The organism is Mycolicibacterium aurum, assembly GCF_900637195.1.
GTDB classification, from domain to species: Bacteria; Actinomycetota; Actinomycetes; order Mycobacteriales; family Mycobacteriaceae; genus Mycobacterium; species Mycobacterium aurum.
The window spans coordinates 4,561,244-4,576,924 of the sequence record NZ_LR134356.1; the positions used below are offsets into that span (position 1 = coordinate 4,561,244).

At 67.6% G+C, this 15,681-nt stretch carries 18 protein-coding genes; 8 read left to right on the forward strand and 10 right to left on the reverse strand.

What is annotated here, in order from left to right; all coding sequences use genetic code 11:
* Nucleotides 1–77: 77 nt before the first annotated feature.
* Entirely contained in the window at nucleotides 78–1,235 is a 1,158-nt protein-coding gene (locus EL337_RS21350; protein ID WP_053086845.1) for an MFS transporter, read from the forward strand.
* Nucleotides 1,236–1,270: 35 nt separating this feature from the next.
* A complete protein-coding gene (locus tag EL337_RS21355) occupies nucleotides 1,271–2,572 on the forward strand; it encodes an acyltransferase family protein (protein ID WP_048633479.1) in 1,302 nt (433 codons plus the stop codon).
* 1 nt (nucleotide 2,573) lies between these two features.
* On the opposite strand, the gene EL337_RS21360 is transcribed toward EL337_RS21355, so the two are convergent.
* Complete coding sequence (locus EL337_RS21360) at nucleotides 2,574–2,759, reverse strand: DUF5302 domain-containing protein (RefSeq protein ID WP_048633480.1); 186 nt, start codon at nucleotides 2,757–2,759, stop codon at nucleotides 2,574–2,576.
* Between the two features lie 17 nt (nucleotides 2,760–2,776).
* The gene (locus EL337_RS21365) at nucleotides 2,777–3,220 is read right to left on the reverse strand and encodes a PPOX class F420-dependent oxidoreductase (RefSeq protein ID WP_048633481.1); all 444 of its coding nucleotides are present in this window, start codon (nucleotides 3,218–3,220) and stop codon (nucleotides 2,777–2,779) included.
* Nucleotides 3,221–3,251: 31 nt separating this feature from the next.
* On the opposite strand from EL337_RS21365, the gene EL337_RS21370 reads away from it, so the two are divergent.
* Nucleotides 3,252–4,094, forward strand: coding sequence for a class I SAM-dependent methyltransferase (locus EL337_RS21370; protein ID WP_048633482.1), 843 nt, complete (start codon nucleotides 3,252–3,254; stop codon nucleotides 4,092–4,094).
* A gap of 25 nt (nucleotides 4,095–4,119) precedes the next feature.
* Entirely contained in the window at nucleotides 4,120–4,956 is an 837-nt protein-coding gene (locus EL337_RS21375; RefSeq protein ID WP_048633483.1) for a class I SAM-dependent methyltransferase, read from the forward strand.
* Here the strand turns inward: EL337_RS21375 and EL337_RS21380 are convergent, their stop codons facing one another.
* Nucleotides 4,957–5,322 (reverse strand): Rv1152 family transcriptional regulator, encoded by a 366-nt coding sequence (locus EL337_RS21380; RefSeq protein WP_048633484.1) that lies wholly within the window; start codon nucleotides 5,320–5,322, stop codon nucleotides 4,957–4,959.
* Between the two features lie 36 nt (nucleotides 5,323–5,358).
* Between EL337_RS21380 and EL337_RS21385 the strand changes: the two genes are divergently transcribed.
* On the forward strand, nucleotides 5,359–6,075 hold the full coding sequence (locus EL337_RS21385; RefSeq protein ID WP_170216928.1) for an NAD-dependent deacylase: 717 nt from the start codon (nucleotides 5,359–5,361) through the stop codon (nucleotides 6,073–6,075).
* Here EL337_RS21385 and EL337_RS21390 read toward each other — a convergent pair.
* From EL337_RS21390 to EL337_RS21405, 4 genes are all read right to left on the reverse strand, one after another.
* Nucleotides 6,072–7,061, reverse strand: a complete 990-nt coding sequence (locus tag EL337_RS21390; RefSeq protein WP_126316644.1) for an IS481 family transposase — start codon at nucleotides 7,059–7,061, stop codon at nucleotides 6,072–6,074. The genes EL337_RS21385 and EL337_RS21390 overlap by 4 nt on opposite strands.
* A gap of 108 nt (nucleotides 7,062–7,169) precedes the next feature.
* Nucleotides 7,170–7,808 carry a class I SAM-dependent methyltransferase gene (locus EL337_RS21395; protein ID WP_048635314.1) on the reverse strand — a complete coding sequence of 213 codons (639 nt, stop codon included), beginning with the start codon at nucleotides 7,806–7,808 and terminating at the stop codon, nucleotides 7,170–7,172.
* Nucleotides 7,789–8,478, reverse strand: coding sequence for a TetR/AcrR family transcriptional regulator (locus tag EL337_RS21400; RefSeq protein ID WP_048635315.1), 690 nt, complete (start codon nucleotides 8,476–8,478; stop codon nucleotides 7,789–7,791). Before EL337_RS21400 ends, EL337_RS21395 begins: the two co-directional genes overlap by 20 nt.
* Complete coding sequence (locus tag EL337_RS21405; protein ID WP_048635316.1) at nucleotides 8,475–10,781, reverse strand: MMPL family transporter; 2,307 nt, start codon at nucleotides 10,779–10,781, stop codon at nucleotides 8,475–8,477. Before EL337_RS21405 ends, EL337_RS21400 begins: the two co-directional genes overlap by 4 nt.
* Nucleotides 10,782–10,975: 194 nt before the next feature.
* On the opposite strand from EL337_RS21405, the gene EL337_RS21410 reads away from it, so the two are divergent.
* Entirely contained in the window at nucleotides 10,976–11,485 is a 510-nt protein-coding gene (locus EL337_RS21410; protein WP_048635317.1) for a DoxX family protein, read from the forward strand.
* 107 nt (nucleotides 11,486–11,592) lie between these two features.
* A complete protein-coding gene (locus EL337_RS29195; RefSeq protein WP_109860276.1) occupies nucleotides 11,593–11,724 on the forward strand; it encodes a hypothetical protein in 132 nt (43 codons plus the stop codon).
* Between the two features lie 89 nt (nucleotides 11,725–11,813).
* Here EL337_RS29195 and EL337_RS21420 read toward each other — a convergent pair whose 3' ends face one another.
* The 3 genes from EL337_RS21420 to EL337_RS21430 are packed head-to-tail and all read right to left on the reverse strand — an operon-like array spanning nucleotide 11,814 to nucleotide 14,716.
* Complete coding sequence (locus EL337_RS21420; RefSeq protein WP_048635318.1) at nucleotides 11,814–12,806, reverse strand: NAD(P)H-dependent flavin oxidoreductase; 993 nt, start codon at nucleotides 12,804–12,806, stop codon at nucleotides 11,814–11,816.
* A gap of 28 nt (nucleotides 12,807–12,834) precedes the next feature.
* Nucleotides 12,835–13,587 (reverse strand): 3-hydroxyacyl-CoA dehydrogenase, encoded by a 753-nt coding sequence (locus EL337_RS21425; RefSeq protein ID WP_048635319.1) that lies wholly within the window; start codon nucleotides 13,585–13,587, stop codon nucleotides 12,835–12,837.
* 34 nt (nucleotides 13,588–13,621) lie between these two features.
* Nucleotides 13,622–14,716, reverse strand: a complete 1,095-nt coding sequence (locus EL337_RS21430; protein WP_048635320.1) for a CaiB/BaiF CoA transferase family protein — start codon at nucleotides 14,714–14,716, stop codon at nucleotides 13,622–13,624.
* A 124-nt stretch (nucleotides 14,717–14,840) separates the two neighbouring features.
* On the opposite strand from EL337_RS21430, the gene EL337_RS21435 reads away from it, so the two are divergent.
* Entirely contained in the window at nucleotides 14,841–15,659 is an 819-nt protein-coding gene (locus EL337_RS21435; RefSeq protein WP_048635321.1) for an enoyl-CoA hydratase, read from the forward strand.
* Nucleotides 15,660–15,681: the final 22 nt, after the last annotated feature.

Sequence of the window (15,681 nt, forward strand, 5' to 3'; positions counted from 1 at the left end):
AGATCGCCGCAAACCGCCCGTCCGACGGGACCCCGGCGGCGCCGCGGAGGTACGGGTTCGCGCTGCTGACCTACGCGATGGCCGCTGTCATGATCGGCGCCACGCTGCCGACGCCGATGTACGAGCTCTACGGCCACCGGATGCACTTCTCGGTGCTCACCACCACGATCATCTTCGCCACCTACGCGGGCGCGGTGCTGGCGGCGCTACTGGTGTTCGGGCGGTGGTCCGACGTCATCGGCCGCAAACCGATGCTGGTGGCGGGTGCGGGCGTGGCGATCGCCAGCTCGGTGGTGTTCCTGGTGGCCGATTCCGTGCCTGTGCTTCTGGTCGGCCGGGTGCTCTCCGGCGTCTCGGTGGGGATCTTCGCCGGCACCGCGACAGCGGCGATCGTGGAGTCCGCGCCCGCGCACTGGCGTACCCGCGCGGCTGCGATAGCCACGCTGGCCAATCTCGGCGGTCTCGGCCTCGGCCCCATCGTGGCGGGCGTTCTCATCCAGTATGCGCCCGCGCCGCTGCATCTGAGCTTCGCACTGCACACCGCACTGGTCGTCGTCGCGGTCGCGGCCGTCCTGCGGGTACCGGAGACCGCCGAACGGCACGGCCGCCTCGGCGTCCAGCGACTCTCGGTACCGCCCCAGACGCGGGCGGTGTTCGCAGTGGCCGCCACCGCGGCCTTCGCCGGCTTCGCCGTCAACGCGATGTTCGCCTCTGTCGCACCGACGTTCGTCTCGACGCTGATGGGCGTCGACAACCACGCCGTCGCCGGCGGCGTGGCCGGCCTGATGGTGCTGACCGCCGCACTGGTCGCGCCGGCCGCCGTACGCGTCGAGGCGCAGCGCGCCGTCGCCGTCGGCAGCGCGCTGCTGGTGGTGGCGATGGCCATGTTGTTTGCGGCCCTGGTCTTTTCGTCCCTATGGGGTCTGATCGTGGCGGCCCTGGTGGCCGGCACGGGTCAGGGGCTGAGCTTCGGCCGCGGGCTGGCCGCCGTGTCCGAGCACACGCCGCCCGACCGCCGCGCCGAGGTCAGCTCCACCTACTTCCTGGTGGCCTACGTGGCACTGTCACTGCCGGTGATCGGGATGGGTGCCGCGGCCCAGCAGTGGGGCCTCGAGGCCGCCGGTGAGATGTTCGCCGCGATCGTCGGGGTGCTCGCGCTGCTGTGCCTGATCGCCATCCTCATCCAGGAACGTCGCCGACGCCCTGAGCTCGCCGAACCAGGTACAACTACCTAGACCCGCGACGCCCGAGCGCCCCTACTGTGGGCGACATGAGCGCCGCCACGCTGTTCCCGAGTCCCGGCGACGTGGAAGCGGGTACGCCGCCCGACCGCGACCGGGCCATCGACGTGATACGGATCGTGGCGCTGGTCGGTGTGGTCATCGGCCACACCGTGATGGCCACCAGCATGATCCGCGACAACGTCTTCATCTGGGACAACCTGCTCACCGCGTCGCCGGTGTTCCAGGCGCTGACGTGGATCTTCCAGATCATGCCGCTGTTCTTCTTCGCCGGTGTCGCGGCGACGGTGCAGTCGTGGACGCCCGGCACCAGCTGGGGCAACTGGTTGATGCGCCGGTGCACCCGCCTGTACCGACCGGTGTTCTACTACCTGGCCTTCTGGGCGGTGACGCTGACGGCGCTGCGGTGGGTGCTACCCGTGCACGTGTACGAGCCGATCGCGGGCATCTCCACGCAGCTGCTGTGGTTTCTGGGCGCCTACGTTCTGGTGCTCGCCGCGGTGCCGGCACTGGCACGTATCACGACGACGGGCCGTTTCGTGGTGGCCGCCGGCACCGTCTACTGCCTCGTGGCGGCCGTCGACGCCATCCGGATCACCACCGAGGTGTGGCCGCTGTTCGGCTACCTCAACCTGGCGATGTGGTTGATACCCGGCATGTTCGGTGTCGCGTACCGGCGCGCGCTGCTGAGCGCGAGGACAGCGCTCGCCGTCGCAGTCGCGATGTTCGCGGTGAACGTCGCCCTCGTCGCGCTGGGCCCCTATGAACTCAGCCTCGTCGGCATCGAGACCCAGCAACTGAAGAACATGTCACCGCCGTCCCTGCTGCTCGCAGGACACGCGATCATGCTGTGCGCGTGCGCAATCGCGGCAGCTCCTGCGATCACCCGGTGGGCGCGGCGACCCCGCGTCTGGTGGCTGACGGCGATCGGGAACTCAGGGGCGATGACGCTGTATCTCTGGCACATCCCGCTGCTGCTGGGCATGCATCTGGCCTTCGCCTACCTCGGGTATCCGCGCTTCGATCCGCATGCGCCGAACTTCCTTGCGCTGTCGGTTTTTCAGCTGCTGATCATGACGGTCGCGGTGGCGGCGGCGTTCGTCGCACTCCGGCCGCTGGAAAACGGTCCGCTCCCGCGGTGGGACGGCGGATTCGTCGCGAGGCCGGGGAGGCGCAGCGCCGCGGTGGGCGTGCTGCTGTGCGTCGCCGGTGCGGCGACGCTGGCGTCGGTCGGCTGGGGACTCAAGGACGCCGGCCTGTACTGCGTCGCCGCGATGGTCGCCGCGCTGGTCGCGGCCCGACTGCTCGCCGATGAACGACGCGGAGACTGACCTACCCGCTCTTGCGGCGGAACTCCCGGCGGTTCTCGACGGGGCCATGCGCGCCGCGCGATTGCTTGCTGCCGCCGTCCTTGGGGGCGGCACCGCTGGACGCCTTGGCGTTCTTGCGCTCTAGCGCCTCGCGGAACTTGCGCTTGTTGTCGTCCTCGCCGGAGGCGGCGGACTCATTCGATGCCATGGACGCAGCGTAATCCGTCAGCGCTTCCCCGGCGGCATGCCGTACACATGAGAGATCGGCAGCGTCATCAGTACCCGGCGGTCGTCGACCATGGCCCGGCGGTAGTCGTCCCAGTCTTCGTGCTCGCCCGAGATGTTGCGGTACAGCTCGACCAGCCCCGCGACGGTGTCGTCATCCGGGTTGGCGGCCGGCGGAGTCAGCACGGCGTCGCCTTCGGCCACCGCGTAGGCCCAACCGTCGTCGGAACTCACGTGGATCGCGGCGCGCGGATCGCGGCGCAGATTGCGGGTCTTCGCCCTCGGTTCGGTGATCGACACCGTGATCGTGAGCGCGCGGGCGTCGAAGTGATACGAGACGTTCGACAGCTGAGGTCGGCCATCGGACTTCAGCGTGGCCAGCACACCCAGCGAGTTGCCTGCGAGCAGCGCCAGCAGCTTGTCATCGAAGACATCGCGCGTCATGGCACGAGCCTACGACTTCCGGGCGCCTGGAATGATCGATGGAGTGCACCGATTATCTCCGATCGACGGCAGCGTTCTCGACGGCGTCTCGGCCACCACGCTGTGGACATTGCGCAACCGCGCCGCCGAGGCCAAGCGGTCCGACGGAGTGATTCGCGATCCGTGGGCGATCACCGTGTTCGACACCATCGACTACGACTACGACAAGTTCGGCCGTCCCGGCCAGCCGCATGCCCTGCGCGCCCGGGCGTTCGACGACGCCACCCGCGGTTATCTGGCACGCCACCCGCAGGCGTCCGTGGTGGCGCTCGCCGAAGGTCTGCAGACCAGTTTCTGGCGCCTCGACCACCAGCATGTGATCGACGGGTCACGCTGGTACTCCATCGACCTTCCGCCGGTCATGGCCCTGCGCGCCGAGGTTCTCCCCGCCGACGAGCGCATCGTCCCGATCGCCCAGTCGGCCCTCGACCGCAGCTGGATGGATCGGGTCGACGACACGCACGGCGTGTTCATCACCGCCGAGGGACTGCTGATGTATCTGCAGCCCGACGACGCGCTCGGCCTGATCCGCGACTGCGCGCGCCGTTTCCCCGGCGGCGCCATGATGTTCGACTCGATCCCGCACTGGTTCAGCCGCCGCACGCTGCGCGGCATGAAGCTCTCCGGCCGTTACGTCGCTCCGCCCATGCCGTTCGCGTTGAGCGCGGACGAAAGTCTCGCACTCGCCGGGCGCATCCCCGGCGTGACCGCGGCACACGAACAGCCGCTTCCGCCGGGTCGGGGGCTGTTCAAGGTGTCGGCCTGGCCCCCACTGGATCGTGGAGTTTTGCGCAGGTCCCGTCCGAGTCTGACCGTGCTCGAATTCGGCGCATGACGACAACACCGCGAAGGATGAATCGATGACCGACACCGGCAAACACACCGCCGACCTGAGCGGGGTATCCGAGACCGCGTTGATGACGCTGATGGTCCGGGCCACCGAGGCCCGACGACCCGATGGTCTCATCGATGATCCGATGGCGATTCACCTCGTCGACTCGATCGACTTCGACTTCGCCAAGTTCGGCTTCATGCGACGTCAGGATATGGCGTTGCGCGCCTTGGCATTCGACAAGGCAACACGTCGCTACCTGCTCGACCGGCCCAAGGCGACGGTGGTGGCGCTCGCCGAGGGCCTGCAGACCAGCTTCTACCGGCTCGACGCGCCGGGTAACGACGTCGGCCACGACTTCCGGTGGGTGACGGTCGACCTGCCCCCGATGATCGAGCTGCGCAGCAAGTTGCTGCCGGCCTCGGACCGGGTACAGGTGATCGCGCAGTCGGCGCTGGACTTCAGCTGGATGGACGAGGTCAATGCCGATGACGGCGTGTTCATCACCGCCGAGGGCCTGCTGATGTACCTGCAACCGCACGAGGCCATGGCGCTGATCACCGCGTGCGCGGCGCGGTTTCCCGGCGGGCGGATGATGTTCGACCTGCCACCGTCGGGAACGGCCGCGCTGACCCGCCGAGGCCTGCGGACGTCACTGCGGTACCGGGTGCCGTCGATGCCGTTCACGCTGTCGGTGGCCGAGGCCGCCGACCTGGTCAACACCGTGCCCGGTGTGCGCGCCGTCCACGACGTGCCTGCCGAACGCGCCCGCGGGATGCTGATCAACGCCCTGCTGTGGACGTCGCAACGTGTCCCCCTGCTCGATCCGATCAGGCCGACGATGACGCTGCTCGAGTTCGGCTGATCAGCCGAAGGCCGTCTCCACGTACCGCAGTGCGTCGCCCTTGGTGACGCCGAGCGCCTTGGCGGTCGAGACGTAGGTGTGCGCCGCGGTCGCCATCGCCGCGTCCGCCGGGTCAGCCCGTGCGACAAACGTCCCGAAACGCCCCCTCGTCTCCAGAATCCCCGCGGCTTCGAGCTCCCGGTAGGCCCGTGCCACGGTGTTGACTGCCAGGTTGATCTGACCGGCCAGCTCACGGACCGTCGGTAGCCGGGTCCCCGGGGCGAGCTCCCCATCCCGGACACCTGCGATGATCTGCGTTCTGAGCTGGTCGAACAGCGGCCTGGCAGCGTGCGGATCTACGCGTACCCAATCCCCCAACTCGGCCACGTGCCCAGTATCACCCACAGCGGCTAATTTGGTGGAGTGCAGGTGACGGTATTCAGTGGCGCGGGGATCTCCGCCGAGAGCGGTGTGCCGACGTTTCGTGACGTCGAGACCGGGCTCTGGGCCAAGGTGGACCCGTACGAGATCTCCAGCGCCCAGGGTTGGCAGGCCCACCCGGAGAAGGTGTGGGCGTGGTACCTGTGGCGCCACCACATGATGAACGCGGTCGACCCCAACAACGCCCACCGCGCCGTGGCGGCGTGGGAGGACTACGCCGACGTGCACGTGGTCACCCAGAACGTCGACAATCTGCACGAGCGTGCGGGTAGCAACCGGGTGCACCACGTGCACGGCAGCCTGTTTGAATTCCATTGCGACCAATGCGGTTCGGCATATCTGGACGCGGTCCCGGACATGCCCGAGCCGGTCGAGTCCGTCGATCCGCCCAGCTGCGCGGCCTGCGGCGGGCTGATCCGGCCCAATGTCGTGTGGTTCGGCGAGCCGCTCCCCGACGACGCCTGGCAACAGTCGGTCGACGCCGTCGTCAACGCCGACCTGGTCGTGGTGGTCGGCACGTCATCGGTCGTCTATCCGGCCGCGGGTCTGCCCGAGCTGGCCGTGGCCCACGGCATCCCGGTCATCGAGGTCAACCCCGAGCCGACACCGCTGTCGGCGAGTGCGACGGTGTGCCTGCGGGAGAACGCCGCACACGTCCTTCCCGGCTTGCTGCAGCGGCTGCCCGCCCTGCTCGGCTAGGTGTACTGACCTGAGAGGTTAGGTACGCGGCTGGCTGGTGGTTGACCGCCGAGTGCTGTGTGGCCGCGGTGGTGATTGTAGTTGTGCAGCCATCGCGGGTACTCCTGGCAGCGTTGTTGGTCGCTGGTGTACAGCCGGGCGTAGGCCCACTCATCGGCCAGGGTCCGGTGGAATCTCTCCACCTTCCCGTTGGTCTGCGGCCGATAGGGTCGAGTGCGCCGATGTTCGATGTCATCGCCTAGCGCCTTGCGGAATACATGCGACCGGTAGCAAGATCCGTTATCAGTCAACACCTTTCGAACAATGATTCCCTGTTCGACGAACCAGGCGTTGGCGCGTTCCCAGAACTCGGAGGCGGTCTCCTTGCGTTCATCGGCCAGCATCTCGGAGAAGACCAGACGGGAGTGCGCATCCAGCGCGGTGTGTAGGAAGTGATAGCCCCGCAACGGCTGTCGGTACTTATTGGTGGCTCCGGTCTTGTCGGCTTGGGCGTTGCGCTTACCTGCGGAGCGACCCAGCATCTTCCAGCCGCCGCCGGCGGGGATCTTTCCCAGCTTCTTGACATCGACGTGCACCAGATCACCGCACGCCGCAGATTCCATGCGGCGCACGACGCGGCCGGTGGCGCGGTCGAGCCAGCGCAGTCGGGCGATCCGGTAGCGGCGCAGCACGTTGTGCACCGTGGAGACGTTCAGTCGCAGCAGGTAGGCGATTCGGGCCGGTCCCCAACGGCGGGTGACGCGCACCCCGATGATGCGGCGTTCGGTCCGTGTCGGGGTGCGGTTGGGGCTGCGATGGGGTCGTGAGCTGCGGTCGGCCATTCCGGCCTCGCCCAGCTCGACGTAGCGGTCCCTCCAACGGACGGCGGTGCCTACCGATACCTGGAATCGTTCGGCCGCGCGGCGTAGCGACCAGCCATCATCGACGATGCACCGAGCCAGCCTCAAGCGACCCGTTTCGGACAAAGGGGCATTACGGTGAACCACGAAGACCTCCGAGGTGGGTTGGTGCGTTCCTAGACAGCTCGCACTTCACTCGGAGGTCTTCGCCTTGTCACCTCACCACGCCGTACCTAACGTCCGTGGTCAGTACAGCTAGGTCTGCGCAGGACGCACCGCCACCCCGATGGCGAACTCGGCCACCGGCACCGGCACCCACGCGGGGAACGTCCATTCGCGGCGGGCGCCGGTCACCCGGAACCCGGCGCCGACGATCGTGTCCTCGGTGCGACGATGGGTGTGACAGTTGCCCAGCAGCCGCGGCCAGACGGTGGCGTCGGCGACCTTCTGCAGTCTGGACCGTGCGCCGACACTGGCCACGTGCTCCAGATAGCGCAGCTCACCCCCCGGCTTGAGGCATGAGAACAGCTGCTCGACAACCGCTTTCGGGTCGTCCACTGAACACAGCACCAACGAGCACACCACCGCGTCGAACGGCTGCGCGTCCGCGAACTGCTCGACGGTGTCGCCGCTGACGGTCACCGGGACGGCGGCTTGCGACGCGGCCCGGCGGGCCAGGTTCGCCAGCCGGCGCTCCGGTTCGACGGCCACCACCTCGGTGACGGTGCCGGGGTAGAACTCGAAGTTGGTTCCGGTGCCGGCACCGACCTCGAGAACGCGGCCGGTGAGCCCGGCCAGGTTCTCCCGCCGCAGACGCCGGAGGGATTCGGGTTCCCGGGACGACATCGCCGTCCAGAGCCGCGCGAAAAACGGGTTATCGACGCTGTCGCTCACCAGCAACCTCCTTCAACCAGCCGACGACCTCCTGCGGTGGCTCGCCCGGCCGGACTGCCCCTGACACGATGTGGCCGCTGCACACCGACCGCATCAGGCGATCGCCGAACTGCTCCATGTCCCCCCAGGGTAGGTACGGGCGCGAGATGAACATCGCCGCGATGCCGTGGACGGCCGTCCACAGTTCCAATGCCAGCGTGGTGGGGTCACCGGGAGGATATGTTCCCTCCGCGATCAGCGCCTGCACCGTCGCGCGCAGGTGCCCGAAGGCCGAGCTGTTCAGCGCGACGTCGACGTCACTGCCGGGCTGTCCGTGCCCCATCATCGCAATGCGGTACAGCACAGGGGTTTTCAGCGCAAAACGCAGATAAGCCATGCCCTGTGCCCGCAGCACGTCGATCGCCCCGGTGTAGGCCCCCGCGACGGCCTGCATCTCGTCGTCGAGCTTCTCGAAGTACCGGCAGCACACCTCGTCCAGAAGCGCGGTCTTGTCGGCGAAATGCAGATAGATCGACGGCGGCGTCACACCGACCCGCTGGGCCACCGACCGGATCGACACGGCGGCGGCATCACCGGTTTCCAGCAGGAGCTCGGTGGTGGCGTCCAGGATGTCGTCTCGAAGCTGGTCCCCGGACCCGCGCGGGGCACGGCGCCGCCGCGGCACGTTCACGCCTGCCCGGTCGGGACGGAGCGTTCGGGCACGGGCGGCGCCGGCAGGGTCTTGTCGTCGAGGGTCTCGCTGAAACCGATGCGTTCGTGGAGCCTGGCCAGCGGTCCCGGCGCCCACCAGTTCCAGCGACCCAGCACGTGCATGAAGGCGGGCACCAGCAGCATCCGGACCAGCGTGGCGTCGGCCAGGATGGCCAACGTCAGGCCGACACCGAACATCCGCATGAACGCCACCTTCGCCGCGATCAACGCAGCGAACGAGATCGACATCAGCAGTGCCGCGGCGGTGACCACCCGCCCTGTGCGGGCCAGGCCGAGGGCCACGCTCTCGTCGTTGTCGGCGGCGGTCCGGGCGTCGCCCGATGTCGCCGGCCGCCCGGCTCCGGCAGCCAGCCAGTACTCGCGAATGCGCGAGACCAGAAACACCTCGTAGTCCATGGACAAGCCGAACGCGATGCAGAACAGCAGCACCGGCATGTTGGCCACCAGGGTGCCGGTTGGGGTGGTGCCAAATGCGCCGAGATGGCCGTCCTGGAAGATCCATACCAGTGCACCGAATGCCGCGGTCAGCGACAACACGTTGAGCACCAACGCTTTCAGCGGCAACACCACGCTGCCGGTGAGCAGGAAGAGCAGCACGAACGTGATGGCCGCGATCACGGCGAGCACCGTGGGAAGCCGGGACGTGATGGCATCGGCACTGTCGCGGTTGATCTGGGCGAGACCGGTCAGCTGGACGTCCCGGCCACCGGGAGGCGCAACGGCGTGCAACCGGTCGAGCTGGGTCTCCGACGCGTCGGTGAACAGCGGTGCCGTGCTGCCGATGGTGAGGAATGCGCTTCCGTCGGCCAGTCCTGTTGCCGCCGAGGGAGGTCCGGCCATGCCGCCGTCGACGAAGGTGCCTCCGGGCGCGGACACCGACGAGACGTCCTCGACGCGGGACAGTTCGGCGGCGTAGCCGTCGAGCTCGTCGGGAGTCACACCGTCGGCGTCGGGCAGTACGACGACGACGTTGTTGGAGGAGTCGACGGCGAAGTTCTCCCGGAGGTCGTCACCGACTTGGCGCGCAGATGCGGTATCGGGAAGCACCCGGTCGTCCGGGAAGCCCCAGTTGGCGCCGAGGAACGGCGCGCCGAGAAGAAGCAGGAGCGTGACGACGACGGTGGCGATCGGGATGGAGCGTCTCATCACGAACTTCGTCGACCGGTACCAGAACATCTGCTCGACGGGCTTGTCCACCGGCTCCGGCCTGCCGAGCATGCGGCGCACCAGCTTGCGCACGTCCAGGGAGTCGAGCCGGTCGCCGGCAAGCACGATCGCTGCGGGCGCGACGACGATCGCCGCCAGCGCGGCGAACCCGACGACGGCGATGCCGGCATACGCGAACGACTTCAGGAAGTACATCGGGAACAGCACCATCGCGATCATCGACAACGCGACCGTCAACGCCGAGAACAGCACCGTCCGACCCGCCGTGGCCATCGTGCGGACCAGCGCGGTGTTGCGGTCGTGGCCCGCGGCGAGTTCGTCGCGGTAGCGGCTGATGATGAGCAGTGTGTAGTCGATGGCCAACGCCAGGCCCATCGCGATGGACAGGTTGAGCGCGAAGATCGAGACGTCGGTGACCATCGTGAAACCACGAAGCACCGCCATCGACCCGAGGATCGCGAAGGCACCGACGGCCAACGGCAGCGCCGCGGCGAGCAGGCCACCGAACACCCACACCAGCACGACGAAACTCAGGGGTATCGCGATGGCCTCCATCATCAGGAGGTCTTTCTCGCTCTGGGTGTTGATCTGCACGTAGGTCATCGCGACGCCGCCCGCGCGCACGGTGACCCCGTCGCGGTCGTGCACCAGCTCGTCGGTGAGCGCCTTGGCGTGCTTCTGCGCCCCGCTCTCGCCGCCGGTGATGCCCGCCACGATGAGACCCGTCTTACCGTCCTTGCTGACCAGGGCCGGCGTTGCGGGCGGCGGTGCCGTCCACGCCGAGGTGACCGCACCCACGTGCGGCGAGTCCGCCAGCCGCGCCGCGAGATCGGTACCCACCGACCGCGCGGCGGCAGCGTCGAAGCCGTCGTCGGAGGTGACGCTGATGACCAGTTCCATGTCACCCTGGCCGAACTTGTCGACGAGAAGTTGGGTCGCCCGCGCGGACTCCGAGGTCGGGTCCTGGAATCCGCCGGCGGACAGCTGCTTGGCGACGGGCACCCCGAACACACCGCAGGCGATCATGATCAGCAGTGCGGTCACGAGCACGCGTCGCGGCGCCGCGATGGCAAGCAGTGCAATACGGTGCAACACCGGCGGAGGTCCTCCTGGGCCTGGGATAACGGCGCTAAGTTATCAGCGATAACCTGGCGCGGTCAACGGTTGTCGCGATGAATTTCGGACGGGCCGCTGGTCGATCAGGCATGACCGACACGACCGGACAGAGAACTCCCCAGGCCTCGACATCGGCCGGGAGGGCGGACACGCACGCACAGGGGCCAATCGACATGGTCGACATCGGCCTGCTGGTCCTTCGCCTCGGCATCGGCGCGGCGATTCTGCAGGCGGGACTGATCAAAGTCGCCGACTTCCCGATGACCGTGCAGTTTCTGACCGACGCGGGCTGGCGTCTGCCGGCATTCGCCGCGTTCATGGTCACCGCGACGGAAACCCTCAGCGGCGTCGCCCTTATTCTCGGGCTGCTCACCCCGTTGGCAGGCTGTGCAGCACTCAGCTCGATGCTCTGCGCATGGGCTGTGAACGTCTCGGGTGGCGCGTTCTGGTCCGAGCCGTTCAACGTGCCGTTCCTCATCGGGCTCGGCGGAGCCGCCCTGTTGTTTGCCGGGGCGGGAAGTTACTCCGTCGACCGCCGGGTTTTCCCGCGTATCTACTGGTCACCGCGGGTGAAGCTGGCCCTGCTGGCGCTCGCCTTCATTGCTGCGATCGTGACGTGGGTGGCGCTCTACGGCACCAATCCCATCCACGTCACCGCCATCGAGCCTGCTCCCGCGGCCTGACTGCTACTCGTCGGTAAGGCCGCGAACCTACCCGGCGGTAAGAATTGCCACAGTTCTCCGAGAGGAGGCTCAAAGAATCCTTAGACGCGGTGGTTACTGTCCAGTACATGTGGATCGACGACACCAGTGCTGATGTCATCAAGGTTGATTTCGAGGCTCTCTACCACGGCGATTATCTCGTCGAGGGTCTGACCTCGGAGCAGCTCGACGACGAGCAGGCCCTACCCACCGCAGTGTGAAAGAACGCGCGCCCTGTGGGCGCGCGTTCCTCCATCTCGGTGTTGCCTGACACCTTCGCACCTCTGTGGTGCCCGAAGAGCGTCGGCTGTTACACCCGCTGCGCTACCGGCGTGACCATCCCCGCCAGTCGACCGCTGATGATCTCCTCCGCCTCGGCCACAATCCGCGACACCAGGTCTCCGACCGTCGGAATATCGTTGATCAGCCCCATGGCCGTCCCGACCGTCCAGATGCCGGCGTCGATGTCGCCGTCGTCGAACACCTTGCGGCCGCGCACGCCGGCCACCAGATCCTTGACGTCCTCGAACTGACCGCCGGCCTTGAGAATGTCGACCACCTCACGCGAGACCACATTCGAAGCCACCCGCGCGGTGTTGTGCAGGCTGCGGAAGATCAGCTCCGTCCCCCGCTCGTCCCCGGCCACGATGGCTTCCTTGACGTTCTGGTGGATGCAGGACTCGACGGTGCACATGAACCGCGATCCCATGTTGATGCCGTCAGCCCCCAGCGCCAGCGCCGCCACCAGGCCCCGGCTGTCGGCGAAGCCGCCCGAGGCGATCATCGGGATCTCGATCTTGTCGGCAGCCGCCGGGATCAGCACCAGGCCGGGAACGTCGTCCTCACCCGGGTGACCGGCGCACTCGAATCCGTCGATGCTGATGCCGTCCACACCCAGCGACTGGGCCTTCACCGCGTGGCGCACCGAGGTGCACTTGTGCAGCACCTTGATGCCGTTGTCGTGGAACATCGGCAGGTGCGGAGCCGGGTTGGAGCCCGCCGTCTCGACGATCTTGATACCGGCGTCGACGATCACCTGCCGGTACTCGTCATAGGGCGGCGGATTGATCGCGGGCAGGATCGTCAGATTCACCCCGAACGGCTTGTCCGTCAGATCCCGCGTCTTGGCGATCTCGTTGGCCAGGTCCGCCGGCGTCGGCTGCGTCAGCGCGGTGATGAAACCCAGAGCACCCGCATTCGCCACGGCCGCAACCAGTTCCGCGCGGCCCACCCACTGCATGCCGCCCTGGGCGATCGGGTGCTCGACACCGAACGTCTCGGTGAACTTCGTCGTGATGCTCATCGGTTCCCTTTCCTCTTCGCGCGAGCGCTCATCGGGGAGCCATGCGGATGGCGCCGTCGAGCCGGATCGTCTCGCCGTTGAGCATCGGGTTCTCGACGATGTGCACCGCCAGCGCGCCGTACTCGTCGGGGTCACCGAGGCGGGCCGGGTGGGGCACCTGCTTGCCGAGGGAGGCCTGCGCCTCCTCGGGCAGCGAGCCGAGCAGCGGGGTCTTGAACAGGCCGGGGGCGATGGTGCATACGCGGATGAACTCGCGCGAGAGGTCACGCGCGATCGGCAGGGTCATGCCGACGACGCCGCCCTTGGACGCCGAGTAGGCCGCCTGGCCGATCTGGCCCTCGAACGCGGCGACCGACGCCGTGTTGATGATGACGCCGCGCTCACCGTTGATCGGCTCCTGTTTGGCGATACGTTCTGCGGCAAGGCGAATCACGTTGAACGTGCCGATGAGGTTGACCTCGACGACCTTGCGGAAACCGTCGAGCGGGAATGGTCCGTCCTTGCCGAGGGTCTTGATCGCGTTGCCGATACCTGCGCAGTTGACGTCGATGCGCAGCGGGCCCATCTCCTCGGCGGCGTCCAGCGCGGCGGTGACCTGCTCGGGATCGGTGACGTTGGCTTCGACGAACTTGGCGCGCGCACCGAGTTCCTTGACCGCGTCCTCACCCTTGAGGTCGATGACGACGACCGAGGCGCCCCGGTCGAGCAGTCGCTTCGTCGTCGCAAGGCCGAGCCCGGAGGCACCCCCGGTGACGACAGCCACGGCGTCTTTGATCTCCACAGATAGATTCCTTTCCTGACCTTTGACTTGCTGACTAAACCCAGTCCCGCAGAACAGCTTCGGTGTCCGCTCCGGGCACACCCGGTGCCTTCGGAACGGACGGGGCACTGCGGGAGAACCGCGGCGCAGGGGCCGGGTACAGCGATCCGTTCTCGGAGTAGAAGGTGTGGCGCTCGGTGTTGTGCGCCTCGGACTCCACCTCGCCGAACGACAGCACCGGCGTCACGCACGCATCGGTCCCGGCGAACACCTTCGTCCAGTGATCGCGGTCGTGTGCCGCGAACGCCTCGGTGAAGGCGGCCCGCAACTCCGGCCAGCGGCCCATGTCGTTCTGGTCGGGCAGATCGGCGCCGTCCAGCCCGATCCCCTTGAGCATTTCGGCGTAGAACTGCGGCTCGATCGCTCCGACGGCGACGTGGCGTCCGTCGGCACATGTGTAGGTGTCGTAGTACGGCGCGCCGGTGTCGAGCATGTTGACGCCACGCTCGTCACTCCACATGCCCATGCCGCGGAACGCCCACATCATCATCGACAGCACGCTCGAGCCGTCCACCATCGCGGCGTCGACCACCTGGCCCTTGCCGGAACGTTCCCGCTCCCACAGTGCCGAGAGCACGCCGACGAGCAGGAACATCGACCCGCCGCCGAAATCGCCGACCAGGTTCAGCGGCGGCACCGGGCGCTCGCCCGCGCGACCGATCGCATGCAGCGCGCCGTTGAGCGAGATGTAGTTGATGTCGTGACCCGCCTGCTGGGCGCGCGGACCGTCCTGACCCCAGCCGGTCATCCGGGCATAGATCAGCTTCTCGTTGACCTTGGCGCAGTCCTCGGGACCTAGCCCGAGCCGTTCTGTGACACCGGGCCGGAAGCCCTCGATCAGCACGTCGGCCTTGGCGATCAGTTTCAGGACCAGCTCGCGTCCCTCGTCACTCTTGAGGTTGGCGGCCACCGATCGCCGGTTGCGCAGCAGGTAGTCGCCGCCCGGTTTGGTCGCGGGGCCGGGGCCCTTTCCCGGGCGCTCGACGCGGACGACGTCTGCTCCGAGATCGCCGAGAATCATTGCCGCGTGCGGGCCGGGACCGATGCCGGCCAGCTCCACGACCCGTAGTCCTTGCAGTGGTCCAGCCATGCCTAACCGCCCTTCGTCCCAGTCGCTCGGTTGACCGCGACATAGCTTACTTGTATAACCAAGTCGGATCGGCCATGGGTCTTCAGCTGCCGCAAAGACCCTCCTCAGACCAGAAGGTGCGTGCATGACCATCGACTCGGGTGCCGAGATCTATCAGTGCATCGACGACCTCACGGTCAGCCTCGACGACGGCGTGCTCGCCGTGACCCTCAACCGTCCGGACAGCCTGAACTCGCTCACCGCTCCGATGCTCCGAACGTTCGCCGAGACACTGGAACGTGCGGCAGGCGATTCCCGCGTGCGGGTGGTCCGCGTCAGCGGAGCGGGACGCGGCTTCTGCTCGGGCGCCGGGATCAGCGAGGAAGACCACGCCAACCCCGGCGCCACCGGCACCCCCGCCGATGTACTGGATGCGGCCAACCGCTGCATCCGCGCGATCGCCGCGCTGCCGCAGCCCGCCGTCGCGGTCGTCCACGGTGCGGCGGCCGGAGTCGGCGTTTCGCTGGCGCTGGCCTGCGACGTCGTACTCGCCTCGGAGAAGGCGTTTTTCATGCTGGCGTTCACGAAGATCGGGCTCATGCCCGACGGTGGCGCGTCGGCACTGATTGCTGCCGCGGTGGGCCGGATCCGGGCGATGCGGATGGCCCTGCTGGCCGAGCGCATCACCGCGCGCGAAGCCTACGACTGGGGCCTGGTCAGTGCTGTCCATCCCGCCGACGATCTCGCCGCGGAGGTCGACACAGTGATCGGCACGCTGGTGTCGGGCCCGGCCGTCGCACTGCGCAAGACCAAGGCTGCGATCAACGCCGCGACGCTCACCGAGCTGGAAAGCGCGCTGGAACTGGAGAAGACGGGCCAGCTGGCGTTGCTGGATTCTCACGATTTTCGCGAGGGCACCAAGGCGTTCCAGCAGCGCAGGGCCGCGACCTTCACCGACTCCTGACATAGCGATTCCGGTGTAGTTC

What these genes read in the sequence shown, in the direction of transcription:
- EL337_RS21350 (WP_053086845.1), top strand. Translation starts at nt 78, where the DNA reads ATGGCCGCTGTCATGATCGGCGCCACGCTGCCGACGCCGATGTACGAG.
- EL337_RS21355 (WP_048633479.1), top strand. Translation starts at nt 1,271, where the DNA reads ATGAGCGCCGCCACGCTGTTCCCGAGTCCCGGCGACGTGGAAGCGGGT.
- EL337_RS21360 (WP_048633480.1), bottom strand. Translation starts at nt 2,759, where the DNA reads ATGGCATCGAATGAGTCCGCCGCCTCCGGCGAGGACGACAACAAGCGC.
- EL337_RS21365 (WP_048633481.1), bottom strand. Translation starts at nt 3,220, where the DNA reads ATGACGCGCGATGTCTTCGATGACAAGCTGCTGGCGCTGCTCGCAGGC.
- EL337_RS21370 (WP_048633482.1), top strand. Translation starts at nt 3,252, where the DNA reads ATGATCGATGGAGTGCACCGATTATCTCCGATCGACGGCAGCGTTCTC.
- EL337_RS21375 (WP_048633483.1), top strand. Translation starts at nt 4,120, where the DNA reads ATGACCGACACCGGCAAACACACCGCCGACCTGAGCGGGGTATCCGAG.
- EL337_RS21410 (WP_048635317.1), top strand. Translation starts at nt 10,976, where the DNA reads ATGGTCGACATCGGCCTGCTGGTCCTTCGCCTCGGCATCGGCGCGGCG.
- EL337_RS29195 (WP_109860276.1), top strand. Translation starts at nt 11,593, where the DNA reads ATGTGGATCGACGACACCAGTGCTGATGTCATCAAGGTTGATTTCGAG.
- EL337_RS21420 (WP_048635318.1), bottom strand. Translation starts at nt 12,806, where the DNA reads ATGAGCATCACGACGAAGTTCACCGAGACGTTCGGTGTCGAGCACCCG.
- EL337_RS21430 (WP_048635320.1), bottom strand. Translation starts at nt 14,716, where the DNA reads ATGGCTGGACCACTGCAAGGACTACGGGTCGTGGAGCTGGCCGGCATC.
- EL337_RS21435 (WP_048635321.1), top strand. Translation starts at nt 14,841, where the DNA reads ATGACCATCGACTCGGGTGCCGAGATCTATCAGTGCATCGACGACCTC.